The sequence below is a fragment of the Aquirufa sp. Wall-65K1 genome (genome assembly GCF_054558475.1).
This window is the reverse complement of record NZ_JBPXKD010000001.1, coordinates 630,905-650,983: the sequence shown is the minus strand read 5'-3', so window position 1 is coordinate 650,983 and position 20,079 is coordinate 630,905. Positions and strand designations below refer to the sequence as shown.

The following is a 20,079-nucleotide window of genomic DNA, read 5'->3' as shown; positions in this document are numbered from 1 at the left end:
CGTAACATTGATTTTATTACCTCAAACCAAAGTATGATAAAACTCTTTACCAGAGTCTTTTGCGTTTTATGTTGTCTTTTCATCTTTCACAAAAGCTATTCCCAGTCCCCCACAACTACCTTACCCTATTTGGAAGGGAAAGTAGTTGATTCACAAACAGGAGAACCCCTCCGTGGTGCGGATATATCAGTTGATTTCAAGAAATCAGGAACTTCCACAGACTCTTTAGGTCAGTACCGTATTTATTTGCCCTATGGTGAATTTGTGGTTAAAATTAGTCATGTAGGATATAACCCCTATCGGACTAAAGTATACATCAAATCGAATACGACCCTGAATGCTCAATTGAATGACGTGACCAAGCAATTGGAAGAGGTTATTGTTTCTAGTGCTGCTACCAAGCGAGACATTCAAACACCTTCCTTGGGAGTGACCGTTCTAAGTTTAAAGGGTATCAAAAAACTACCTACCATGATGGGGGAGGTTGATGTTATCCGAAGTTTACAAACGCTTCCCGGAGTATCTTCCGTAGGTGAGGGCGCCAATGGTTTAAATATCCGAGGATCTAATGTGGATCAGAATTTGATTTTCATTGACAATACACCCATTTTCAATCCAACACACATGTTTGGTTTGTTTTCGGTATTTGCTTCAGACGCTATTCGTGATTTGGAATTATACAAAGGTGGAGTACCCTCGCGGTTTGGAGGTAGAACGGCCGCAGTTTTGGATATCAAAATGATTGAACCCAATACCGATAAATTTAAAATGCAAGGAGGGATAGGTTTGGTTTCCAACCGTGTCATGGCAGAGATTCCTTTGATCAAAGAAAAATTATCCATCCTAGTGGCGGGTCGATTGTCCGTGAATGATTTTATGTTCAAATGGTTTGCTCCGACCGAGTTGAAAAACATTCGTGCCAATTTCATGGATGTGGCTACCAAGGTTTTTTATCGCCCCAATAATAAGAATACCATTTCTATTTCCAATTATTTGAGTCAGGACTACTACCGAGTAGACTCCCTGTTTAGTATCGAAAACGTCGTGGCTAAGCGGACATCCTTTGATTATGGACATAATAATTTGGCTGTACATTGGAATCATTATTTTTCAGATAAGCTGAATATGATGTTAAGCGCCACGAGTACCCTGTACAAAACAAAAACGTATTCTCCTGATTCGGTCAATGCGATAGATTTACAAAGCTCCATTGATTATAAAAATGTGCACTTGAGTTTTGATTACCAACCGATAGAAAATCACAAAATGAATTTTGGGGCTATGGCCACCCGCTATTATGTCAAACCAGGGTCCTTAAATGATGGGGTTGTTTCTCGGGTAGCAAAAGTGGTATTACCAGATGAACAATCCATTGAAGCCGCCATTTATGCGGATGATGAATGGACTGTGAGTCCTAAATTTACCATTCAGGCAGGTTTGCGATATGCACAATATTGGCGAATAGGAGCAGGAGTCGTTAATCAATATGATCCAAGTCGAATGCCAGCAGCCAATACTATTATTGCCAAAAAGGTGTACGGAGACGGCGAGGTGATGGCCAGCTATGGCGGTCTAGAACCTCGTTTGACCATGAAATACTCTCTGGCAGAAAATACCACCATGAAATTTGGGTATAATCGCATGCAGCAGTTTTTTCAATTGCTTTCCAATAATACTACGCCACTACCTACTTCCCGTTGGAAAACGGCAGACTCTTTCATTAAACCACAGCAGTCCGACTTTTATTCTTTAGGTTTCTTCAAAACCTACAATGAAAACGTATTTGAAGCCTCACTGGAAGCCTATTACCGTGATGTAAGAAACACCTTGGATTTTGTTTCAGGAGCCAATTTACAATTGAACCCGAACATAGAGACTCAATTGATTACGGGTAAGAGTAAGGCTTATGGAATGGAGTTAATGGTTCAAAAGAAAAAGGGCGAAGTCTCGGGATGGGTGAGTTATACTTATGCTCGAGCATTTAATCAAATGATTGGCGATTTCCCAGAGGTACAAGCCATCAATGGTGGAGAATGGTTTGCCACCAATTATGATAAGCCTCACACCTTTAACATGATGTTAAATATTCAGCCAACCACGCACCATAGTTTCTCCTTTACCTTTGCCTACAATACAGGAAGACCTTTCTCTTCTCCTTCAGGAAGCTATGAAATTGCAGGTAAACGTTATCCTGTTTTTGCGGCTAGGAACAACGACCGTATTCGTGATTACCACCGTTTGGATTTCTCCTGGACCATCAGTAACCCATCTATGGTTAAAAAGAGATGGGAAGGCAGTTGGGTTTTTACCGTCTATAATTTGTACGGAAGACAAAACCCTTATTCGGTGTTTTTTAAATCGAATAAACAATCCTTACAGCCCTATGAGCTAAGCGTGTTTGCTGCTCCATTTGTATCCTTGACCTATAATTTTAAATTTTTATAGAAATGCCTAATAAGTTAATTAGCTATATTTTCTTGAGTTTTTCCCTGTTTTTTATGACATGGGCTTGTATAAATCCGATCAAGGATTTTAAGCAAATAGACTCTACTTCTTACTTGACTATTGAAGCTGACATTGTAAACGATCCTTCCATGTGTAAGATTCGTATCACCAATTCAGCCAATAAAATCATGTCGGTGCTTTCTTTGCCGGTGACTAAGGCGGATGTTTACATTGTTGACCAAAACGGCCTTAGAACCACTTTCAAGGAAGTTACTGGAGGAGCCACGGGTACTTACCTACCACCTACGGGTTTTGCGGGAAAGGTAGGCTCAACCTACCAGCTTTTCATCAAAACCTTGGACGGTAGACAATATCAAAGTAATCCAGAGGTCATGAATGCCGTGCCTGAGATTGAAAATATTGTCACTCAATTTGAGGTATTAGACCAATATTCCAAAGGTGATATTCGTCGGGTAGGATATACGGTTTATTTAGATTTTCAAGATAGTCCCAAAGAAGGAGATTATTACATGTGGAATTGGAGACATTATGAACCTATATCTATTTGTGCTACTTGTGACGGTGGTGGAACTTGGAATTTTAGGACAAACATGTGTATTACACCTGCTGTGGCTACAGATCAAATCCTAAATTATGGTTGTAACGGAAAATGTTGGGATATTACCAGTAATAATGATTTGAACGTGTTTTCGGATGTATTGACCAATGGCCAGCGGGTTGTGGGAAGGCAAGTGGCTCGTGCGCCATTTGATAATTATACTCCCTACTACTTTCGTTTGGAGCAAAGAGGTATTTCAAAAAGTGCCTTTACCTTCTACCAAAGTTTAATCGCTCAAGTTCAATCTAGCGGGTCTTTGTTTGATGTTCCTGCCGAAACTAGGTTCTCGGTCAATATGAAATCGATTACCAACCCAACAGAAAAAATCTTAGGAATTTTCAACGTTTTCTCCATCAGTAAGAAAATCTTTTACATAGATCGCACCAAAGGAATTCCTCCGGGCGAAAAGGCGTATATCCCTCAAGTTCCGGGAGAAATGTTTTATTGTCCAGGTGTTTCTCCAGGATGCCAAGACAAAGTTCCTTGCGTGGAAGGACCCTCAAGAACAAAGATTACACCAGAAGGGTGGACTTTATAAGAATTTTGCATCATCTTTGCGGCAAATTAGGAACAAATGGTAGGAGTTTTATTGGTTAATTTAGGTACGCCGGATGCCCCGGATACTGCTTCAGTACGTCGATATTTAAGGGAATTTTTAATGGATGGTCGGGTCATAGATATCCCCTATCCTTTTAGATTCTTATTGGTCAATGGCATCATTGCTCCCTTTAGAGCGCCTAAATCGGCCAAAATTTATCAACAACTTTGGGAAGAGCGTGGTTCTCCTTTGAAATTTTACGGAGAGGATGTACGTGATGAGCTTCAAAAAAGTTTGGGCGATGAGTATGTGGTAAAATTAGCCATGCGCTACCAAAATCCCGATTTGCCGTCTGTTTTGAAGGAAATGGAAAAGATGCAATTGAAAAAAATGATCATCATTCCTTTCTTTCCACAATATGCATCTGCTACAACAGGCTCTGTATATGAACGCGTAATGGAACTAATGAGTTCTTGGCAAATTATGCCCGATGTTTCCTTGGTTAGTTATTTCTATGATCGACCTGGATTTGCGGCATATTTTGCGGATAAAGCAAAGAAGTACCAAGCGGAACATCAGTTTGATTATTATTTATTCTCCTATCATGGTGTTCCAGAGCGACATATCAGAAATGGAGATATCACGAAAAATACCTGTGTTTTTGGGACATGTTGTGAGCAAATCACCGAGAAAAATCATGGATGTTATCGGGCACAATGCTTTGAAACTACACGTCTTATAGCCAAGGAAATGGGTCTGAAGGAAGGAACTTATGGAACAGCCTTTCAAAGTAGGTTGGGAAGAGATCCGTGGCTTCAACCCTATACCGATGAGACGATCAAAAAATTGGTGAAAGAAGGCAAGAAAAATATCTTGGCATTTTCTCCGGCTTTTGTGTCAGATTGCTTGGAAACTACCATCGAGGTAGGAGAGGAATACAAGGAATTGTTTGAAGAAGCAGGCGGAGAGCATTGGCAATTGGTGGAAAGTTTGAATAATTCACCAGAATGGGTTACGTTCTTGAAAGATTTGGTGCATCAATACTAAGTATATGCTATACTTTATCTTAAGTGTTTTCTTTTCGGTATTGCTCCTGGTTAATTTTCGGATGCATGCCAAATTCAAGGTTGACACCAGCTTGACCATTTTATTAAATTATCCCATTTGTTTTTTGACAGGTTGGGCAGTTCAACCCAATGCCCTACCATTTCATTGGCCAGCTATGCCTTATTCCATGGGTATGTTGGCACTAGGCTTGGGTTTTGTGGCTACTTTTTTGCTGACGGGTTTTTCGACTCAGAAAAATGGTATGGCGACCACCTCTTTGGCCAATAATATATCATTGGTGATTCCTGTGCTGTTTAATTTGTTGATTTGGAATCGGGGAGGGGCAAGCTGGACATGGCAAATTATAGTGGGTTTGATTTTGGCTTTTGGAGCTATTTATTTCTGTAGTCCGCCAATGGATGGAAAAGAGCAGAATAAATCATTGACAGCATTATTGTTAGTTTTTGTTGGATATGGTATTACCAATACCGCCTTCAATTTTTTAAATGCCGAAGTGGCTAATGAAGCTAGAGGAACCATTCCCTTTATGCTGATGATTGTTGCTGGAGCCATTGGTGCCTCCATCTTAGAATTGATTCGCGGAACAATCCTTGGAAAGTTTACTTGGAACAAATCCTCCATATTAGCCACTATCCCCTTGGGTTTGCCTAATTTTTTCTCCTTTTATTTTTTATTGAAGACTTTAGACTATTTTGGAAATAATGGAGCCATAGTTTTACCTATCTTTAACATAGGTGTCATTGTAGGTTCTACGGCAGTAGCTTATTTATTTTTTAAGGAGAAAATTAGTGGCCGCCAGAGCATAGGCATAAGCTTAGGATGTATTGCCATTGTGTTATTATTGCTTTAATGAAACAACTATGGAAGTAGAAATATTTACGTTGGCGGATTATGCTGCTGATTACGGTCAAGGGAAATTAGTGATAAATGGCACATTTGATAATATCTCTGCCAAGGACTTTCCCGCTATTCATCCCTCTTGTGCGGTAGTTGCTCGAATTCGTATTGCCAATTCAGAAGCAGGATTGCATTATTTTCAAATTGATGCGCTTAACCCCCAAGGTGATAATTTTCATGAACCCTTTAAAGGGGAGTTTACTACAGTCAAGAATCCGAATGCTGAACATACTACCTTAAATATTATTTGGAATTTAGTACATTCCAAATTTGATGTACCAGGTAAATATGCCTTTGAATTTTACTATGATGGCGAATTCAGAACAGGATTAGGGCTTACAGTTGGGAAGCAGGGCTAGGGGAAGAATGTAGAATGTAGAATTAAGAATTAAGATTTTTTTGCTACCAGAAATTGAAAAGAACAATCCTAATAACAAATAATTCTTCATTCTACATTCTACATTCTTCATTCTACATTCTACATTCTACATTCTTCATTCTACATTCATAATTACAGCACATTCGCTGTTTGCTCCTTGATTTTCTCCAATTCATCTTTCATGTTCACAACCAATCGCTGGATTTGAGAATCATTCGCTTTAGAACCAATGGTATTGATTTCACGGCCGATTTCCTGCGCCATAAAGTTTAATTTTTTACCATTTCCTTCTTTCAATACTTCTAAGAAATATTCCAAGTGAGTCGCAAGGCGTACTTTTTCTTCCGAAATGTCAAATTTTTCAATGTAGTAAACTACTTCTTGCTCAAAACGATTTTGGTCGAAATCTTCATTTAAACCTAAATCAAGCAATGATTTTTTCATACGCTCCCGAATATTAGGCATGCGGATTAAATCTTGCTCCTTGACAGCATCTAGTCCCGATTTAATCGAGGCTATGTATTCTTTGAATTTCTCTTCCACCACATTGCCTTCTCTCAATCGAAAGGCTTTACATTCTTGTGTGGCCTCTTGAATGATTTCAAAAATGGATTGCCATAAGGCCTCTATTTCTTCTTCCGTTTCTTGAGTTTGTTCTGGCTGAATGGTATTAGGCATAGAAAGCGCATGCAAATACAAGGCAGTTTCGTTGATAGGCTCCACGCCTATTTGCTTTGCCACACGCTTTAATTCGCTAAAAAGATCTTCTATTTGCTTTTCAGGCAGTAAACTAGTGGAAGTAGTTTCGTTGGCCTTTTGCATGGTCAGCGATAACTCAATTTTACCCCTTTCTAATTGTTGAGTTAGGTAATTCCTTACTTCAATTTCTCTAGCAGATAAGGATTTAGGTAATCGACAAAATAAATCGGTGAACTTGGAATTCAAACTTTTGACCTCTACTTTGATTTGAAGATCTTGTATTTCTTTTTGGGCCTTACCAAAGCCGGTCATGGAATAAATCATATACTTATACTTTCTTTTTTCTATACTCTAATCCCAAGGACAATCCAAGGAATATAATCAAACCGATAGAGGCTAATACATCTATATTAGCTCCAGTCTCTACTGATTTAGGAGCAAATTTAAACTCTATTTGATGCTTTCCTGCAGGAACAACCATGGCACGTAAGATATAATTAGCTCTTACATGTGGGCTTTCTTTGCCATCTATAAAGGCTTTCCAATCTTGATTTCCTCGGTAATAAATTTCAGAGAAAACCACCAAGGCAGGAGCGCTTAATTGACTTTGATAGCTTAATTTATTGGGGGCATAGTTAGTTAAAACTACTGTTCCACTGCTCGGGACAGGCTGGAAATTGCCTAGCCATTTTTTATCTTGGTTTTCTAAAATAGCTTCTTGCGCGGGATTGATTTTTTCAACGGCATTCAAAGCCTCATCGGCATTATTCGTCCATTTGATTTGGGAAACCACCCATGCATTACCAAGGGCACTTGGATTGGTTTGAGCAATCGGTCGATTGGTAGAATCCATACCAATCACATATTTGGTATTCAACATGTTCAATACCGTCATTTGAGCAGGATTACCTGCAAAATACTTTTCAATCAATTCTTGGTAACGACGAAGTTTTGCACCATGGTAACCTCCAATGGAATGGTGGTAATAACTGGTGGTGGCATCATTCATAAAGGATACCGTAGAATTCAATACTCTGAATTGGCTTTTGTCAGCGAATATTTGTTGGTCCGCCGGACTAGGCTCAACCTGCTCCTCTAAGGTACTTTTAGAAACAAAAAAATCTTTGCCAAAATAGCGTTTGGCTACGGGTGCAACGTCCAAAACCAACAAAAGTACCATACCAAAAACCCAAATGCTTTTCTTGACTTTTTCTATTGTGCTTAAAAATACTAATCCAGCTCCCAACAAAATAAAGAAGAAGCTTCTCCAAGCATCTGAAGTAAATAAGGCAATACGGTCTAGGCGAATGCTATTCCAAATGGCATTATTCAAATTGGTGTCTTGGATTAATTGGATACCGTCTTGTGGTCCTTTAAAAGATAGAAATACATCAGGTAAAAGGGCCAAAATAAGACATAAACCCGCAGTTAATCCCGTGGAAATCCATAATGGCTGTTTAATTTCAGCAAAGCTTGGTTTCTCTTTGGATAATTGAATTAAGCCTAACATGGCTAAAGCCACTAAACCAAACTGAACGAAAGACAAGACCATGGTGATGGCTCTAAATTTATTAAAGAGCGGAAAATGATCGAAAAGAAAACCGTTGAATCCAAAGTTCTTACCCCAGGAAAAGGTGGTAAATAATACGGTAATGAAGATAATCCACCATTTTTCTTTGCTTTTGACATAAAGTGCAGCAAATAAAAATAAGAAAATAACTAGGGCACCGGCATAAGCTGGCCCAGCCGTATAACTTTGTTCTCCCCAATAAGTAAATCCTTTTTCCACGAAAGCTAAGGTTTGTTCCTCAGGAATCCCCGCATCTGTCATGGTTTTGTAGGTGTTCGATTTTGTTCCTCCAAGGTCACCTTGAGAAGCCCCTCCCATGAAATTAGGGATTAATAAGGTGCCTGTCTCCGCTATTCCGTAAGACCAGTCAAAAGCATACCCTTTTTCTAATCCGTTTCCGCGGCTGGCATTGGCTTTTAATTCTGAAGGTCCACGGGTTGTTTCCTTGCTATATTCATAATTATTCCACAAGCGCATGCTGTGCGTTCCTAGGGCTAAAACGAGTCCCAAGGCCATCCATAATCCATTGATTAGCCAGCGTTTAAATTGGCCGGTTTTAATGGCTTCACTTAGTAAATACAGCTTTATTGCTCCAATGATGAAGAATAAATAATAGGTTATTTGAATGTGGTTGGCATAAAGTTCTAAGGCTATTCCCAAGGTAAAAATGGCTAATCCTAGCCATTTACGTTGACCCCAGCAAAGTCGTAATCCTGCCAATACCACGGGTGCATAGGCTAAAGCAAGCACTTTGGAAGTATGTCCAGCAGGAATAATGACCATGTTGTAGGTAGCAAAAGCATAGGCTACCGAACCGGCAAATCCCAAAATGGGCGATATGCCCATAGCCCATAAAAACAGGTACATACCTAATAATTGTAAAAATATTAGGTTGACAGGGTTAGGTAGTATGTTAGTAATCCAGCTACCTAAGTAGCTGGAAATACTGTATGGATAAGATCCTGAAATTTGGTAGGTGGGCATTCCACTAAACATGGAGTTGGTCCACCAAGCATCTTGACCCGTTTCATTTTTGAATTGAACACTTTCCCTTGCCGCAGCTTGCGCTTGCTGTATGTCGTGCTGAATTAATACTTTTCCCTGTAAAACAGGACCACAGTAAATAAAAGCAATGACAATAAAGCCTAGAATTACTAATCCATGGGGCAAAAAGGAACGAAAATCAATTTTCATGAGTGTGAATTATTTAATCGCTACTAACTCTAATTCAAAGGTTAAATCTTTTCCTGCCATCGGGTGATTGGCATCTAAAGTCACATGTGTATCTGTCAAATCTGTTACAGTTACCTCAATGACATGTCCACCATCTTGGTGCATGTTTAAAGTAACACCCAATTCAACTGGGATATGGGAAGGAATTTGACTTCTTTCGATAGTTACCGTATTTTCTGGAGAATGTTCGCCATAAGCTTCTGCTGCAGGGATGGTAATGGTTTTTTTCTCTCCAATGCTCATTCCTGTCACACCGTCATCAAAGCCTTTGATAACCATGCCTGAACCTAATTGAAATTCTAAAGGATTGCTTCCTACGGATGAATCGAAGATACTGCCATCAGTATGTTTCCCTGTGTAATGAACGGCAACGTTGTCGCCAGTTTTTGCAATAGACATAATGTATTGTTAAGTGTAAAAAATCAGAGACAAAGGTCAGTATTTTTTTTATTAATCGAGGTATGAAAGTCTGGAAGTTTTTCGGCTATTTCATGGTAACTACACTGATACCAGCACCTCCTCGGTCCGCATGCTCATCTTGTACTTGCTTAATTTGAGCATATCGTTTTAACTGCTCTCTCACTAAATTCCGTAAAATCCCATCTCCTTTTCCATGCAGTATTCGTACTTCAGGCGCCCCCAAAAGCAGCACATCATTGATGTATTGATCTAAGCTAACCCAAACCTCTTCACCTCTTTTGCCACGTAAATCTAACGTTAGGCTAAATTGAGCCATACGGTCGTTGATATCAATTCCTTTTAAGGGAGATGTCTTCGTTTTTTCTGATTTAGGCGCTTGAACTTTTTGTAATCGTTTCAATTTGATGGTTGTACTGATGGAGCCTAAGGCCAACAAGGCATCTTTTCCTTTGATTTCAAGGACTTGCCCAATAGTAGGTTCACTACCTCCATCTTGAATTGCGACCCAATCCCCCACGGTGATAGGACCATGAATGGCTTTTAGCACAGGGTTGGTGTTGACTTTCGGTTTCACAGGTGCCTCAACCAAAGCTTTTTGAGCAAAATCATCCAGTTTTTCCCGTAATTGTTTCGTCTCTTCCTTTCCTGCGGCTTTCTCTTTAATTTCTCGAATGGTCTGCTCAATACGTTGGTTAGCTTCTTTGACTAAAAGTTTTGCCTCTGCCTTCGCCTTGTTAATGATGTTTTTTTGTTCTTCTTGTAAATGGCTTTTTAGCTGCTCATACTGTTGCTTGATGGCATCTACTTGCTCATTTTGTAAACTAAGACTGTGATTTTTACTTTGCCAAATTTGTTTCTCTGTTTCCGTTTCAAGCAATAATTTGTCGAAGTCGACCTGTTTTTTACCTAGTTTTTTTCTAGCATTTTCAATGATTCCAGTTGGTAAACCAATTTTTTGGGCAATTTCAAAGGCAAATGAACTACCTGGTTTTCCCATATCTAGGATAAAAAGTGGTTCCAAATGGGCCGTATCATAGCGCATGGCGGCATTGAATAATCCCTCTTTTCGGTCAGCTAAACTTTTTAGATTTCCAAAGTGGGTATTGATTGCACCGTAGCAACCTTTGTCCGACAATTTTTCCAATATGGCCTCTGCAATGGCTCCGCCAAGCGATGGTTCAGTGCCTGTTCCAAATTCATCCACCAATATCAAGGTTTTGGCATTAGCATGTTGGAGAAAGTAACGCATGTTACTCAAATGAGAACTGTAGGTACTTAATTCATTTTCAATATTTTGCTCATCTCCCATGTCCAGGAAGATTTGCTGAAAGAAGCCCATGCTGGATCCTTCTTCGATAGGTACTAAACAACCCGATTGATATAAGTATTGTAGAAGTCCTACCGTACTCAGTGTAACTGATTTACCTCCGGCATTCGGCCCTGAGACTACCATTAGACGCTTTTTCTCATCTAGAAGAATCGACAAGGGCTTAATTTTCTTGCCAATTTTTTCTAAAGATTTTTCCAATAAAGGATGACGTGCATTCCGCCAATCCAAACTCGGTTTCTCTGCTAAATGCGGTAAAATTGCCTGGTGCTCTTGTGCCCAAATGGCTTTGGCACGAATAAAATCTATTAATCCTAACCACTGAAGCCATTGGCCAAGCATAGGCACCAAGGGTCTCACGCGGTCTGATAACCGGGAAAGTATTTGAATAATTTCTCTTTTTTCAGCAGACTCTAAGGATTTGATTTCATTGTTGGCCGTTAGTGCATCTGCCGGTTCTAAGAATACTGTTTTTCCCGTATCTGATTCATCTTGTACAAATCCTTTGATCTTCCGCTTATGCTCAGCGGCTAAAGGAATTACCATACGGCCATTTCTAAGGGTCAATGAAAAATCTTTGGAAATCCATCCTTGTTGTTGTGCTTGATTCAATAAGCTATCCAACTTCTTTCTTAATCCTTGTTCCTCAGCATTTTTTTTCCTTCTAATCTCGCCTAATTCTGAAGAGGCATTTTCTTTAATTTGCCCATTGGCATCAAATACACGGGATAATTCCTGGAGAACAGGCAATAGTTGCATGTAATCCTGATCTGATTTTTCAGCTATTTTTTGAGAAAATTGCCTAGTTAATTGATGTAATTCTGGGTAGGCCTCTGAATCCAATAAATGAAAGAATCGAATGCATTGGTATAATACTTCTAATCCTCTTTGCCAATCTCTCCATTGGTCTGCCGATAGGTAATTTCCTTCTAAAGTTAAAGGTGCCAACCAAGGACGTAAATCATAATAATCCACTTGGGGCCACTCGCCACCTCGTTCTGCCATCAATTGTTTCATTTCATGTACCTGATTGACCCATTGTTTTACCAAGGGAAATCGGTTAGAAAATCGCATTTTTTCGGCAAATTCAACTCCCATAGGGCTGAGGCATGCCGCTTTGATGTCGGCCTGAACATGGCTAAAGCCAATTTTGTCAGCTAATCCTTCTGGGTAATTCATGCGGTGTAAAAGGCTTTAATTTTGGCTAGAAGTACCTCGTTGATTTTTCGGTAACTTTCATGGGTCCATCCAGCCACATGAGGGCTGAAGTGGGTAGCAGGGAATGAACTGATTTTTTGGAAGAGTGATTTTTCTTCCTCCGTCCAAGTAGCTAATTTTTCATTGGGCAGGACATCCAGAATTAATCCTCTAATTTGGCCTTTTTCCAATCCTGATTTTAATGCCGCTAATGGACTGATGGGTCCGCGTGAACTATTGATTAAAACGATGGGCTTTTTAAACTGAGCAAGCCATGATTCATTGACCATGCCACGTGTTTCATCTGTTAATGGAATATGTAAAGAAACAATGTCAGCTTGATCAAAAATATTCTCCATTGTGGCGCTATATTGATCTACCGCTTGGTATTTATCATAAGCCAAAATCCTTAATCCAAAACTGCTTAAGCGACTAGCGACAGATTGTCCCATGTGACCATATCCAATGATTCCGATTGTTTTTCCTGAAATTTCCCAACCTCGATTTCCCTCTCTGTCCCAAATTCCTTGCCTAACTTCACGGTCTGATTTATTCAAATGATGTGCCAAGCTTAATAATTGCCCAATCACATGTTCTGCTACAGCTTCTTTATTTCCTTCATTGGCGGCAAATACCTCAATCTTTTTTTGACGAGCCGCCTCCAAATCGATTAAATCCAAACCAGCCCCAGCACGAGCGATAAAGCGAAGAGAGCTAGCTTGCTCTAGGAATTGGGCATCTATTTTGAGCTTACTTCTGACCACTAAGCCTTCTATATTTACTAGCTGTGCCAGTATCTCCTCTTTGGTCCAACTAACTCCATTAACTACTTGAAACCCCATAGCCTCTAGACCTAGGGGCATGGATTCATGTACTTCATCAATGATTAGGACCTGAGCGCGCATATTATGCCTGCATTCTATTTTTTACTAAATCCATTGCCAAAAAGATGGCGTGCATGAAAGAACTTGGATCCGCTTCATTTTTTCCAGCGATATCATAGGCAGTTCCATGATCAGGAGAAGTACGAATGATGGGTAGACCAGCGGTAAAGTTCACTCCAGTATCAAAAGCAATGTATTTAAATGGGATTAACCCTTGATCATGATACATGCCTAAAACGCCATCAAACTCTTTGAATTGTGCTTTACCAAAAAATCCATCTGCAGGATAGGGCCCCAAAACTAGATTTCCTTGGCTTCTAAAGTCATCAATAACCGGCTGAATAATTTCTAATTCTTCTTGTCCTAATAATCCCGATTCGCCTGCATGTGGATTCAAACCTAAAACAGCAAGTTTAGGTTTATCGATGCAGAAATCTTCTTTCAAACTTTTTAAAAACAGAGCAATCTTATCCTTAAGCATTTGAGTATTTAAAGCTTTGCTTACTTCTTGTAAAGGCAAGTGGCCAGTTACAACCCCCATTCTCAAATTGTCACTTACCATCATCATTAATGATGATTTGGCATCAAATCTTTCGGTTAAATATTCTGTATGACCTGGAAAGGCGAAATCGGCTGATTGAATGTTATGCTTATTGATAGGAGCAGTCACTAATGCAGCTAATAAACCTCGATCTAAGTCTTTAATTGCCATTTCTAAACAATCAAAAGCAGCTTTTCCAGCTTCTGCTGTTACTTTTCCGGGCTCAACTAGCGTGTCTTTGTCGTCCCATGCCTTGACCAAATAGCTTTGGCCTTCATTAACTTGGTTTAGGTTATCCACAATCTTGATGGACCAATCCTTTAGTTCTAATTTTTCACGATAGAAATCTAAGACCTTTTTGGAACCATAAATAACGGGCGTACACCATTTTAAAATTCTTGGGCTTCCCAATGCTTTTAAAATGATTTCTGGACCAATGCCATTATAATCACCTAGGCTAATACCAATCAATGGTTTATTTGTGTTCATGCTTCAAAAATTCAGCCTGCAAGTTAAGAAATTTCGAGGGAAGAGGGCCTGATTTTTTTTATTAGCCACATTTGAGAAAATATTCTATCGCAAAATTGGTAACGAACCCTATAATTATTGTAAATTTTTAATATTCAGCAAAGAAAATGGGGCAATTAATGCAAAAATGCCAATTATTTTAGCATTTTTGTTAGAATGCAATAATTGAAGATAATGCCAAAGTCATACGTAAGAAAAATTTCTAGTCTCCTTATCGCCAATCGTGGTGAAATCGCTATTCGTATCATGCGTGCAGCTTCCGAGTTGGGGATTCGGACCGTCGCTGTTTATACCTTTGAAGATAGGTATTCCTTGCACCGCTACAAGGCGGATGAGGCCTATCAAATTGGTAAAGACGATGAACCATTAAAACCATATTTGGATTACGAGGGCTTGATTGCTTTGTGTAAAAGCAAAAACATTGATGCTATTCACCCAGGATATGGGTTTTTATCTGAAAACGTCAATTTAGCGCGTAGGTGTAGAGAAGAAGGAATCGTTTTTGTTGGACCTTCTCCAGAAGCGATGGACGCACTTGGAGATAAAGTAGCAGCAAAAGTGGCGGCCATGAAGGCCAATGTTCCCATGATTCAGGATTCCAAAGGTGATTTGTCTGTTTATTCTTTGGCTTTGTCAGAAGCAAAACGTATCGGTTTTCCTGTCATGGTGAAGGCTGCAGCTGGTGGGGGAGGACGTGGTATGCGGGTGGTTCGTTTAGAAGAGGATTTAGAAAAGGCTTATAATGAGGCGCGGAATGAAGCTAAGAATGCTTTTGGAGATGAAACAATTTTCATTGAAAAATTCATTGATCAGCCGAAGCACATCGAAGTTCAATTATTGGGGGATCAGCATGGAAATTTAGTGCATTTATATGAGCGTGATTGTTCCGTTCAGCGACGTTTCCAAAAAGTAGTGGAGATAGCTCCCTCTTTTGGTCTAAAAGATGAAACTAAAAAGAAATTATACCAATATGCCTTGGCGATTGGTAAAGCGGTAAACTACTACAATGCAGGTACGGTTGAGTTTTTAGTAGACCGCGATGAAAATATCTATTTCATTGAAGTTAACCCTCGTGTACAGGTTGAGCATACCATTACGGAAGAGGTAACAGGAATTGATATCGTTCGTACACAAATATTAATTGCCCAAAATTATAAACTATCTGATCCAGGTATTTATATTCTATCACAAGAAGATATTCCTTTGCGAGGATTCGCCATTCAATGTCGAATTACTACCGAGGATCCTACCAATGGTTTCAAACCCGATTTTGGAACGATCATTGCCTACCGCAATGCAGCTGGCTTTGGTATTCGTTTGGATGAAGGATCTTCTTATCCTGGAGTAAAAATTTCACCCTATTTTGATTCCATGTTGGTCAAGGTATCTGCTAAAGGTAGAACTTTATTAGGTGCAGCCGAGCGTTTAAATCGTGCTTTGACAGAATTCCGTATTCGTGGGGTGAAAACCAATATTCCATTCTTGAGAAATGTTATTTCACATCCCATTTTTCAGAATGGACAGTGTACCGTTCAATTCATCGATACCCATCCTGAATTATTTAAATTTATTCCAACCAGAGACCGTTCCACTAAAGCCTTACGTTATTTAGGTGAAGTGATTGTCAATGGTAATCCAGATGTTAAGGTTAAGCCCACCAATAGTTTCAGACCACCCATTATTCCTTATTCAGATCCTTTGTCTGATTTTCCAAAGGGAAATAAGCAATTATTGATGGAATTGGGACCAGAGAAATTTGCCAAACACATACGGGAAACTAAACAAGTGTTGTTTACCGATACTACTTTCCGCGATGGCCATCAGTCTCTGTTGGCTACTCGGGTGAGAACACAAGATATGCTGGCCGTGGCTTCTGGCTTTGCTAAATCCTTTCCTCAATTATTTTCCATGGAAGTTTGGGGAGGGGCAACTTTCGACGTGGCTATGCGGTTTTTACAAGAATCACCATGGAAGCGTTTGCAAGAGTTCCGTCTTGCCATGCCCAATATGTTGCTTCAAATGCTTTTCCGTGGTTCTAATGCCGTGGGATATTCGGCTTATCCAGATAATTTGATTGAGAAATTTGTAGAGAAATCCTCTGAGGCGGGTATCGATGTCTTCCGTATTTTTGACTCACTAAACTGGGTAGAGGCGATGAAAGTGTCTATCCGAGCGGTGAGAGAAAGAACTCCGGGAATTGCGGAAGCGGCTATTTGTTATACAGGGGATGTATTTACCAATGAAAAATATAACCTACAGTATTATTTAGATTTGGCGCGTCAACTGGAAGATGAAGGAGCCCATATGTTAGCTATCAAAGATATGGCTGGCTTATTGAGACCTTTCCAAGCTGAGCTTTTAGTGAAAGAATTGAAAAAAGCAGTGGATATTCCTATCCATTTGCATACACATGATACGGCTTCCATTCAATCCGCTACTTATTTAAAGGCCATTGAAGCGGGTGTTGATGTGGTGGATGGTGCTTTAGCTGCTATGTCAGGATTAACCTCTCAGCCTAATTTAAATTCCTTGGTAGCTATGATGCAAGGTCAAGCGAACCAGGATACCTTAGATTTGGAGGAAATGAACCAATATTCCAATTATTGGGAAGCGGTAAGAACTTGGTATACGCCATTTGAATCGGAACTAAAAGCAGGTACTGCTGAGGTATATGACAATGAAATTCCGGGTGGACAATACACCAACCTTCGTGGACAAGCTGTAGCCCTGGGCGTAGGTGATAAGTTTGAGTTATTAAAAGACAATTATTCAGAAGCAAATAAGTTGTTTGGTGATATCGTCAAAGTAACACCCTCATCTAAAGTAGTTGGGGATATGGCTATTTTCATGACGGCTAATTCCTTAACAGCAGAAGATGTTTATGCTAAGGGAGCGACATTATCTTTCCCAGAATCTGTAAAAGATTTCTTCAAAGGAGGCTTAGGTCAGCCATATCAAGGATTCCCTAAGCAATTGCAAGAAATTATCTTGAAAGGAGAGGTGCCCATGGATGGAAGACCAAACGACCACTTAGCGCCAATCGATTTCGATAAAGATTTTGCTGCCTTCCAAGCCAAATTCCCTGAAAATGAAGGAGGATTCTATGATTATTTGTCGTACAAAATGTATCCAAAAGTATACGAGGATTACTACAAAAATCATCAAATATATGGGGACTTAACGGCTATGCCTACTCCAGCCTTCTTCTATGGCTTAAAGCAAGATGAAGAAATCATGATTACCATTGAGCCTGGTAAAACCATCATTGTGAAGTTCCTACACATGTCGGAGCCTGATGAATCAGGTTTACGTAATGTTACCTTTGAATTGAATGGTCAAGCACGTAGGATTAAAGTCTTAGATAAAAATATCAAAGTTGAGCGTCCACAACATGTGAAGGCTTCTCAAAAAGGAGATATTGGTGCTCCATTACAAGGTCGCCTGAGTCGTATTTTGGTGAAACCGGGTGAGGAAGTTAAGAAAAATGCTCCTTTGTATGTGATTGAAGCCATGAAAATGGAATCCATAGTTTCTGCTCCATTTGAAGGTATCATCGGAAATGTTGTTTTGCATGAAGGAACGGTGGTAGAACAAGATGATTTAGTATTAACCTTAGAGGAGGCTAAATTACCAGAACCTAATGTAGAAGAGTATTTATTTGTTTATGGTACGCTTCGTCGTGATTGCGGTAACGACTTACACCGTTTATTAGCTCGAAATTCGGATTATGTGGGTATGGCGACCTACCAAGGACGTATGTACCAAGTAGCAGAATATCCGGGTATAATTGCCTCGGAAGATTCGAAAGATCAGGTAGTAGGTGAATTGTATTTATTGTCAAATACGATTAAATTGTTGGGCGTGCTAGATGAATATGAGGAGTTTGATGCTGATAAACCAGATAAAAGTTTGTTTGTTAGAACCAAAGTTCCAGTGAAGTTGAATGGTCAGGTGGTAGAAAGTTATGCTTATTTATACAACAGACCAACGCAAGCAGACACACAAATTGTATCAGGAGATTATTTAAAGAAATAAGATGAAAGTATTTTTCGGGTTTTTGCTTTGCCTATTTGCCAATCATTTGGTAGCTCAAAAAGCCTTATTGAAAGCACATGCGCACAATGATTATGAGCATACGAAGCCCTTTTACGAAGCATATAATTTAGGATTTGGTTCGATTGAGGCAGATGTTTATTCCATCAAAGGAGAGTTATTAGTAGCCCATGATGTAAAAGATGTAAAGGCAGACAGAACGCTTAAAACCTTGTATATTGACCCCATTGTTAAAGTCTTATCAGAAAACAAACAAGGGAATTTTCATCAATTTTTAATTGATTTCAAAACAAGTGCAGATTCTACCTTGCCTGTCTTGATTAAGGCATTGGAACCTCATAAAGACTTGTTTATCAAACGAGGTTTGCGGATTGTTATTTCAGGAAATAGACCAGCCATAAAAAATTATGTTTTGTATCCTACATGGATTACTTTCGATGGGCGGTCGACAGAAACTTATCCTGCAGGCTTGGGTAATCGAGTTATCTTAGAAAGTGAGTCATTGTATAAATTTGGTGCATGGAGTGGACAGGGGCCCATTAGTCCGGAGTTGAAAGAAAAGTTAAAAGCCTATGTCGACCGAGTACATGCTCAAGGAAGAAAATTGAGATTATGGGCCACGCCAGACAGTTTAATCGGATATCAAACTTTATATGATTTAGGTGTGGATTATATTGGCACGGATCATTTAAGCGAATTAGCTGATTTCTTACGATTAGCCGTTAAGTAGATTTGACAAAACCCTAGCTTTACCTAATAAACCTACAACCATGATTAAGCGTCGAGAGTTTCTACAACAAAGTTCTTTATTAGCCTTAATGGCTTCATTTCCTGCTATGAAGGCGGATTCTTCCTTTAAAATGGGTTATTCAGCCATTACTTGGGGAGGTAAAGATGAACAAGCCATAGTAGATATTGCCTCATTAGGATTCAAAGGAATTCAATTAAGAGCCAATTCTTACACCAAATACAAAGATAATCCACAGGAATTAAAGGCCTTATTGGACGCCTCTAAACTTCAATTGGTGATGTTTTCAAGTGGAAACGTGGAGATTGATCCTGCCAAAGTTCCTGCCTCCATCGAGCAACATGTAAATCATGCTAAGTTTGTAAAAGCTTTGGGTGGTGATTCCATACAATTGACTAACAGCCTTAGAAAAAAGGGTGAAACACCTAGTCAAGAGGATTTGGTGAAATTAGCTGAGGTGATGAATGAAATTGGTAGAAGAACAAAAGAGGTGGGCGTACAAGCGACTTACCATAATCACATGAACCAATTTGGAGAAACTCCAGAAGAAGTCGATATTTTGGTAAAAAGTATGAATCCAGCTTACTTACGATTATTGTTGGATGTAGCGCACTACCATCAAGGAGGAGGAAAGCCTGCAGATGCAGTTTTGAAATACAAGAATATCATTCATTCATTCCATATCAAAGATGTGGAGAGTCCTATCAAAGGACAAGAAGCTAATCCTTCTTCCTATAAGTTTGTGGAGCTTGGACAAGGGAAAGTAGATATGAAAGGCATTTTCAATAATATGCGTAAAATCAAGTTCAAAGGATGGGCCATTGTAGAATTGGATGGTGTGCCTGATAAGGCTAAATCTCCCTTACAATGTGGAACAATTAGTCGAGACTTTTTACGCGATACCATAAAATACCATTTTGACTAACATGCCTC

Annotated in this window: 14 protein-coding genes; 8 read left to right on the top strand and 6 right to left on the bottom strand. The window is 39.5% G+C overall.

What is annotated here, in order from left to right:
* Positions 1–129 precede the first annotated feature (129 nt).
* The 5 genes from ACST15_RS02950 to ACST15_RS02930 are packed head-to-tail and all read left to right on the top strand — an operon-like array spanning position 130 to position 5,926.
* Positions 130–2,445: a TonB-dependent receptor gene (locus ACST15_RS02950; protein WP_459453152.1), complete on the top strand. Its 2,316-nt coding sequence runs from the start codon at positions 130–132 to the stop codon at positions 2,443–2,445.
* A 2-nt stretch (positions 2,446–2,447) separates the two neighbouring features.
* A complete protein-coding gene (locus tag ACST15_RS02945) occupies positions 2,448–3,602 on the top strand; it encodes a DUF4249 domain-containing protein (RefSeq protein ID WP_459453151.1) in 1,155 nt (384 codons plus the stop codon).
* A 36-nt stretch (positions 3,603–3,638) separates the two neighbouring features.
* Positions 3,639–4,649: a ferrochelatase gene (hemH, locus tag ACST15_RS02940; protein WP_459453150.1), complete on the top strand. Its 1,011-nt coding sequence runs from the start codon at positions 3,639–3,641 to the stop codon at positions 4,647–4,649.
* A gap of 4 nt (positions 4,650–4,653) precedes the next feature.
* Positions 4,654–5,520: an EamA/RhaT family transporter gene (locus ACST15_RS02935; RefSeq protein WP_459453149.1), complete on the top strand. Its 867-nt coding sequence runs from the start codon at positions 4,654–4,656 to the stop codon at positions 5,518–5,520.
* A 10-nt stretch (positions 5,521–5,530) separates the two neighbouring features.
* Complete coding sequence (locus ACST15_RS02930; RefSeq protein ID WP_459453148.1) at positions 5,531–5,926, top strand: DUF6941 family protein; 396 nt, start codon at positions 5,531–5,533, stop codon at positions 5,924–5,926.
* Positions 5,927–6,078: 152 nt separating this feature from the next.
* Here the strand turns inward: ACST15_RS02930 and ACST15_RS02925 are convergent, their stop codons facing one another.
* The 6 genes from ACST15_RS02925 to pdxA form a co-directional block, all read right to left on the bottom strand.
* Positions 6,079–6,969, bottom strand: coding sequence for a YicC/YloC family endoribonuclease (locus tag ACST15_RS02925; RefSeq protein ID WP_459453147.1), 891 nt, complete (start codon positions 6,967–6,969; stop codon positions 6,079–6,081).
* Between the two features lie 4 nt (positions 6,970–6,973).
* On the bottom strand, positions 6,974–9,409 hold the full coding sequence (locus ACST15_RS02920) for a hypothetical protein (RefSeq protein WP_459453146.1): 2,436 nt from the start codon (positions 9,407–9,409) through the stop codon (positions 6,974–6,976).
* A gap of 9 nt (positions 9,410–9,418) precedes the next feature.
* Positions 9,419–9,847 (bottom strand): FKBP-type peptidyl-prolyl cis-trans isomerase, encoded by a 429-nt coding sequence (locus tag ACST15_RS02915; protein WP_459453145.1) that lies wholly within the window; start codon positions 9,845–9,847, stop codon positions 9,419–9,421.
* Between the two features lie 85 nt (positions 9,848–9,932).
* Entirely contained in the window at positions 9,933–12,374 is a 2,442-nt protein-coding gene (locus tag ACST15_RS02910; protein ID WP_459453144.1) for an endonuclease MutS2, read from the bottom strand.
* Positions 12,371–13,297 carry an NAD(P)-dependent oxidoreductase gene (locus tag ACST15_RS02905; protein ID WP_459453143.1) on the bottom strand — a complete coding sequence of 309 codons (927 nt, stop codon included), beginning with the start codon at positions 13,295–13,297 and terminating at the stop codon, positions 12,371–12,373. The genes ACST15_RS02910 and ACST15_RS02905 overlap by 4 nt, the downstream gene beginning before the upstream one ends.
* A gap of 1 nt (position 13,298) precedes the next feature.
* Positions 13,299–14,306, bottom strand: a complete 1,008-nt coding sequence (pdxA, locus tag ACST15_RS02900; protein ID WP_459453142.1) for a 4-hydroxythreonine-4-phosphate dehydrogenase PdxA — start codon at positions 14,304–14,306, stop codon at positions 13,299–13,301.
* 213 nt (positions 14,307–14,519) lie between these two features.
* On the opposite strand from pdxA, the gene ACST15_RS02895 reads away from it, so the two are divergent.
* Genes ACST15_RS02895 through ACST15_RS02885 form a run of 3 tightly spaced genes read left to right on the top strand, consistent with a single transcriptional unit; the run spans position 14,520 to position 20,071 of the window.
* Positions 14,520–18,380: a pyruvate carboxylase gene (locus ACST15_RS02895; protein WP_459453141.1), complete on the top strand. Its 3,861-nt coding sequence runs from the start codon at positions 14,520–14,522 to the stop codon at positions 18,378–18,380.
* A gap of 1 nt (position 18,381) precedes the next feature.
* Complete coding sequence (locus ACST15_RS02890) at positions 18,382–19,128, top strand: PI-PLC domain-containing protein (protein ID WP_459453140.1); 747 nt, start codon at positions 18,382–18,384, stop codon at positions 19,126–19,128.
* 40 nt (positions 19,129–19,168) lie between these two features.
* Positions 19,169–20,071: a sugar phosphate isomerase/epimerase family protein gene (locus ACST15_RS02885; protein ID WP_459453139.1), complete on the top strand. Its 903-nt coding sequence runs from the start codon at positions 19,169–19,171 to the stop codon at positions 20,069–20,071.
* The last annotated feature ends 8 nt before the right edge of the window (positions 20,072–20,079 follow it).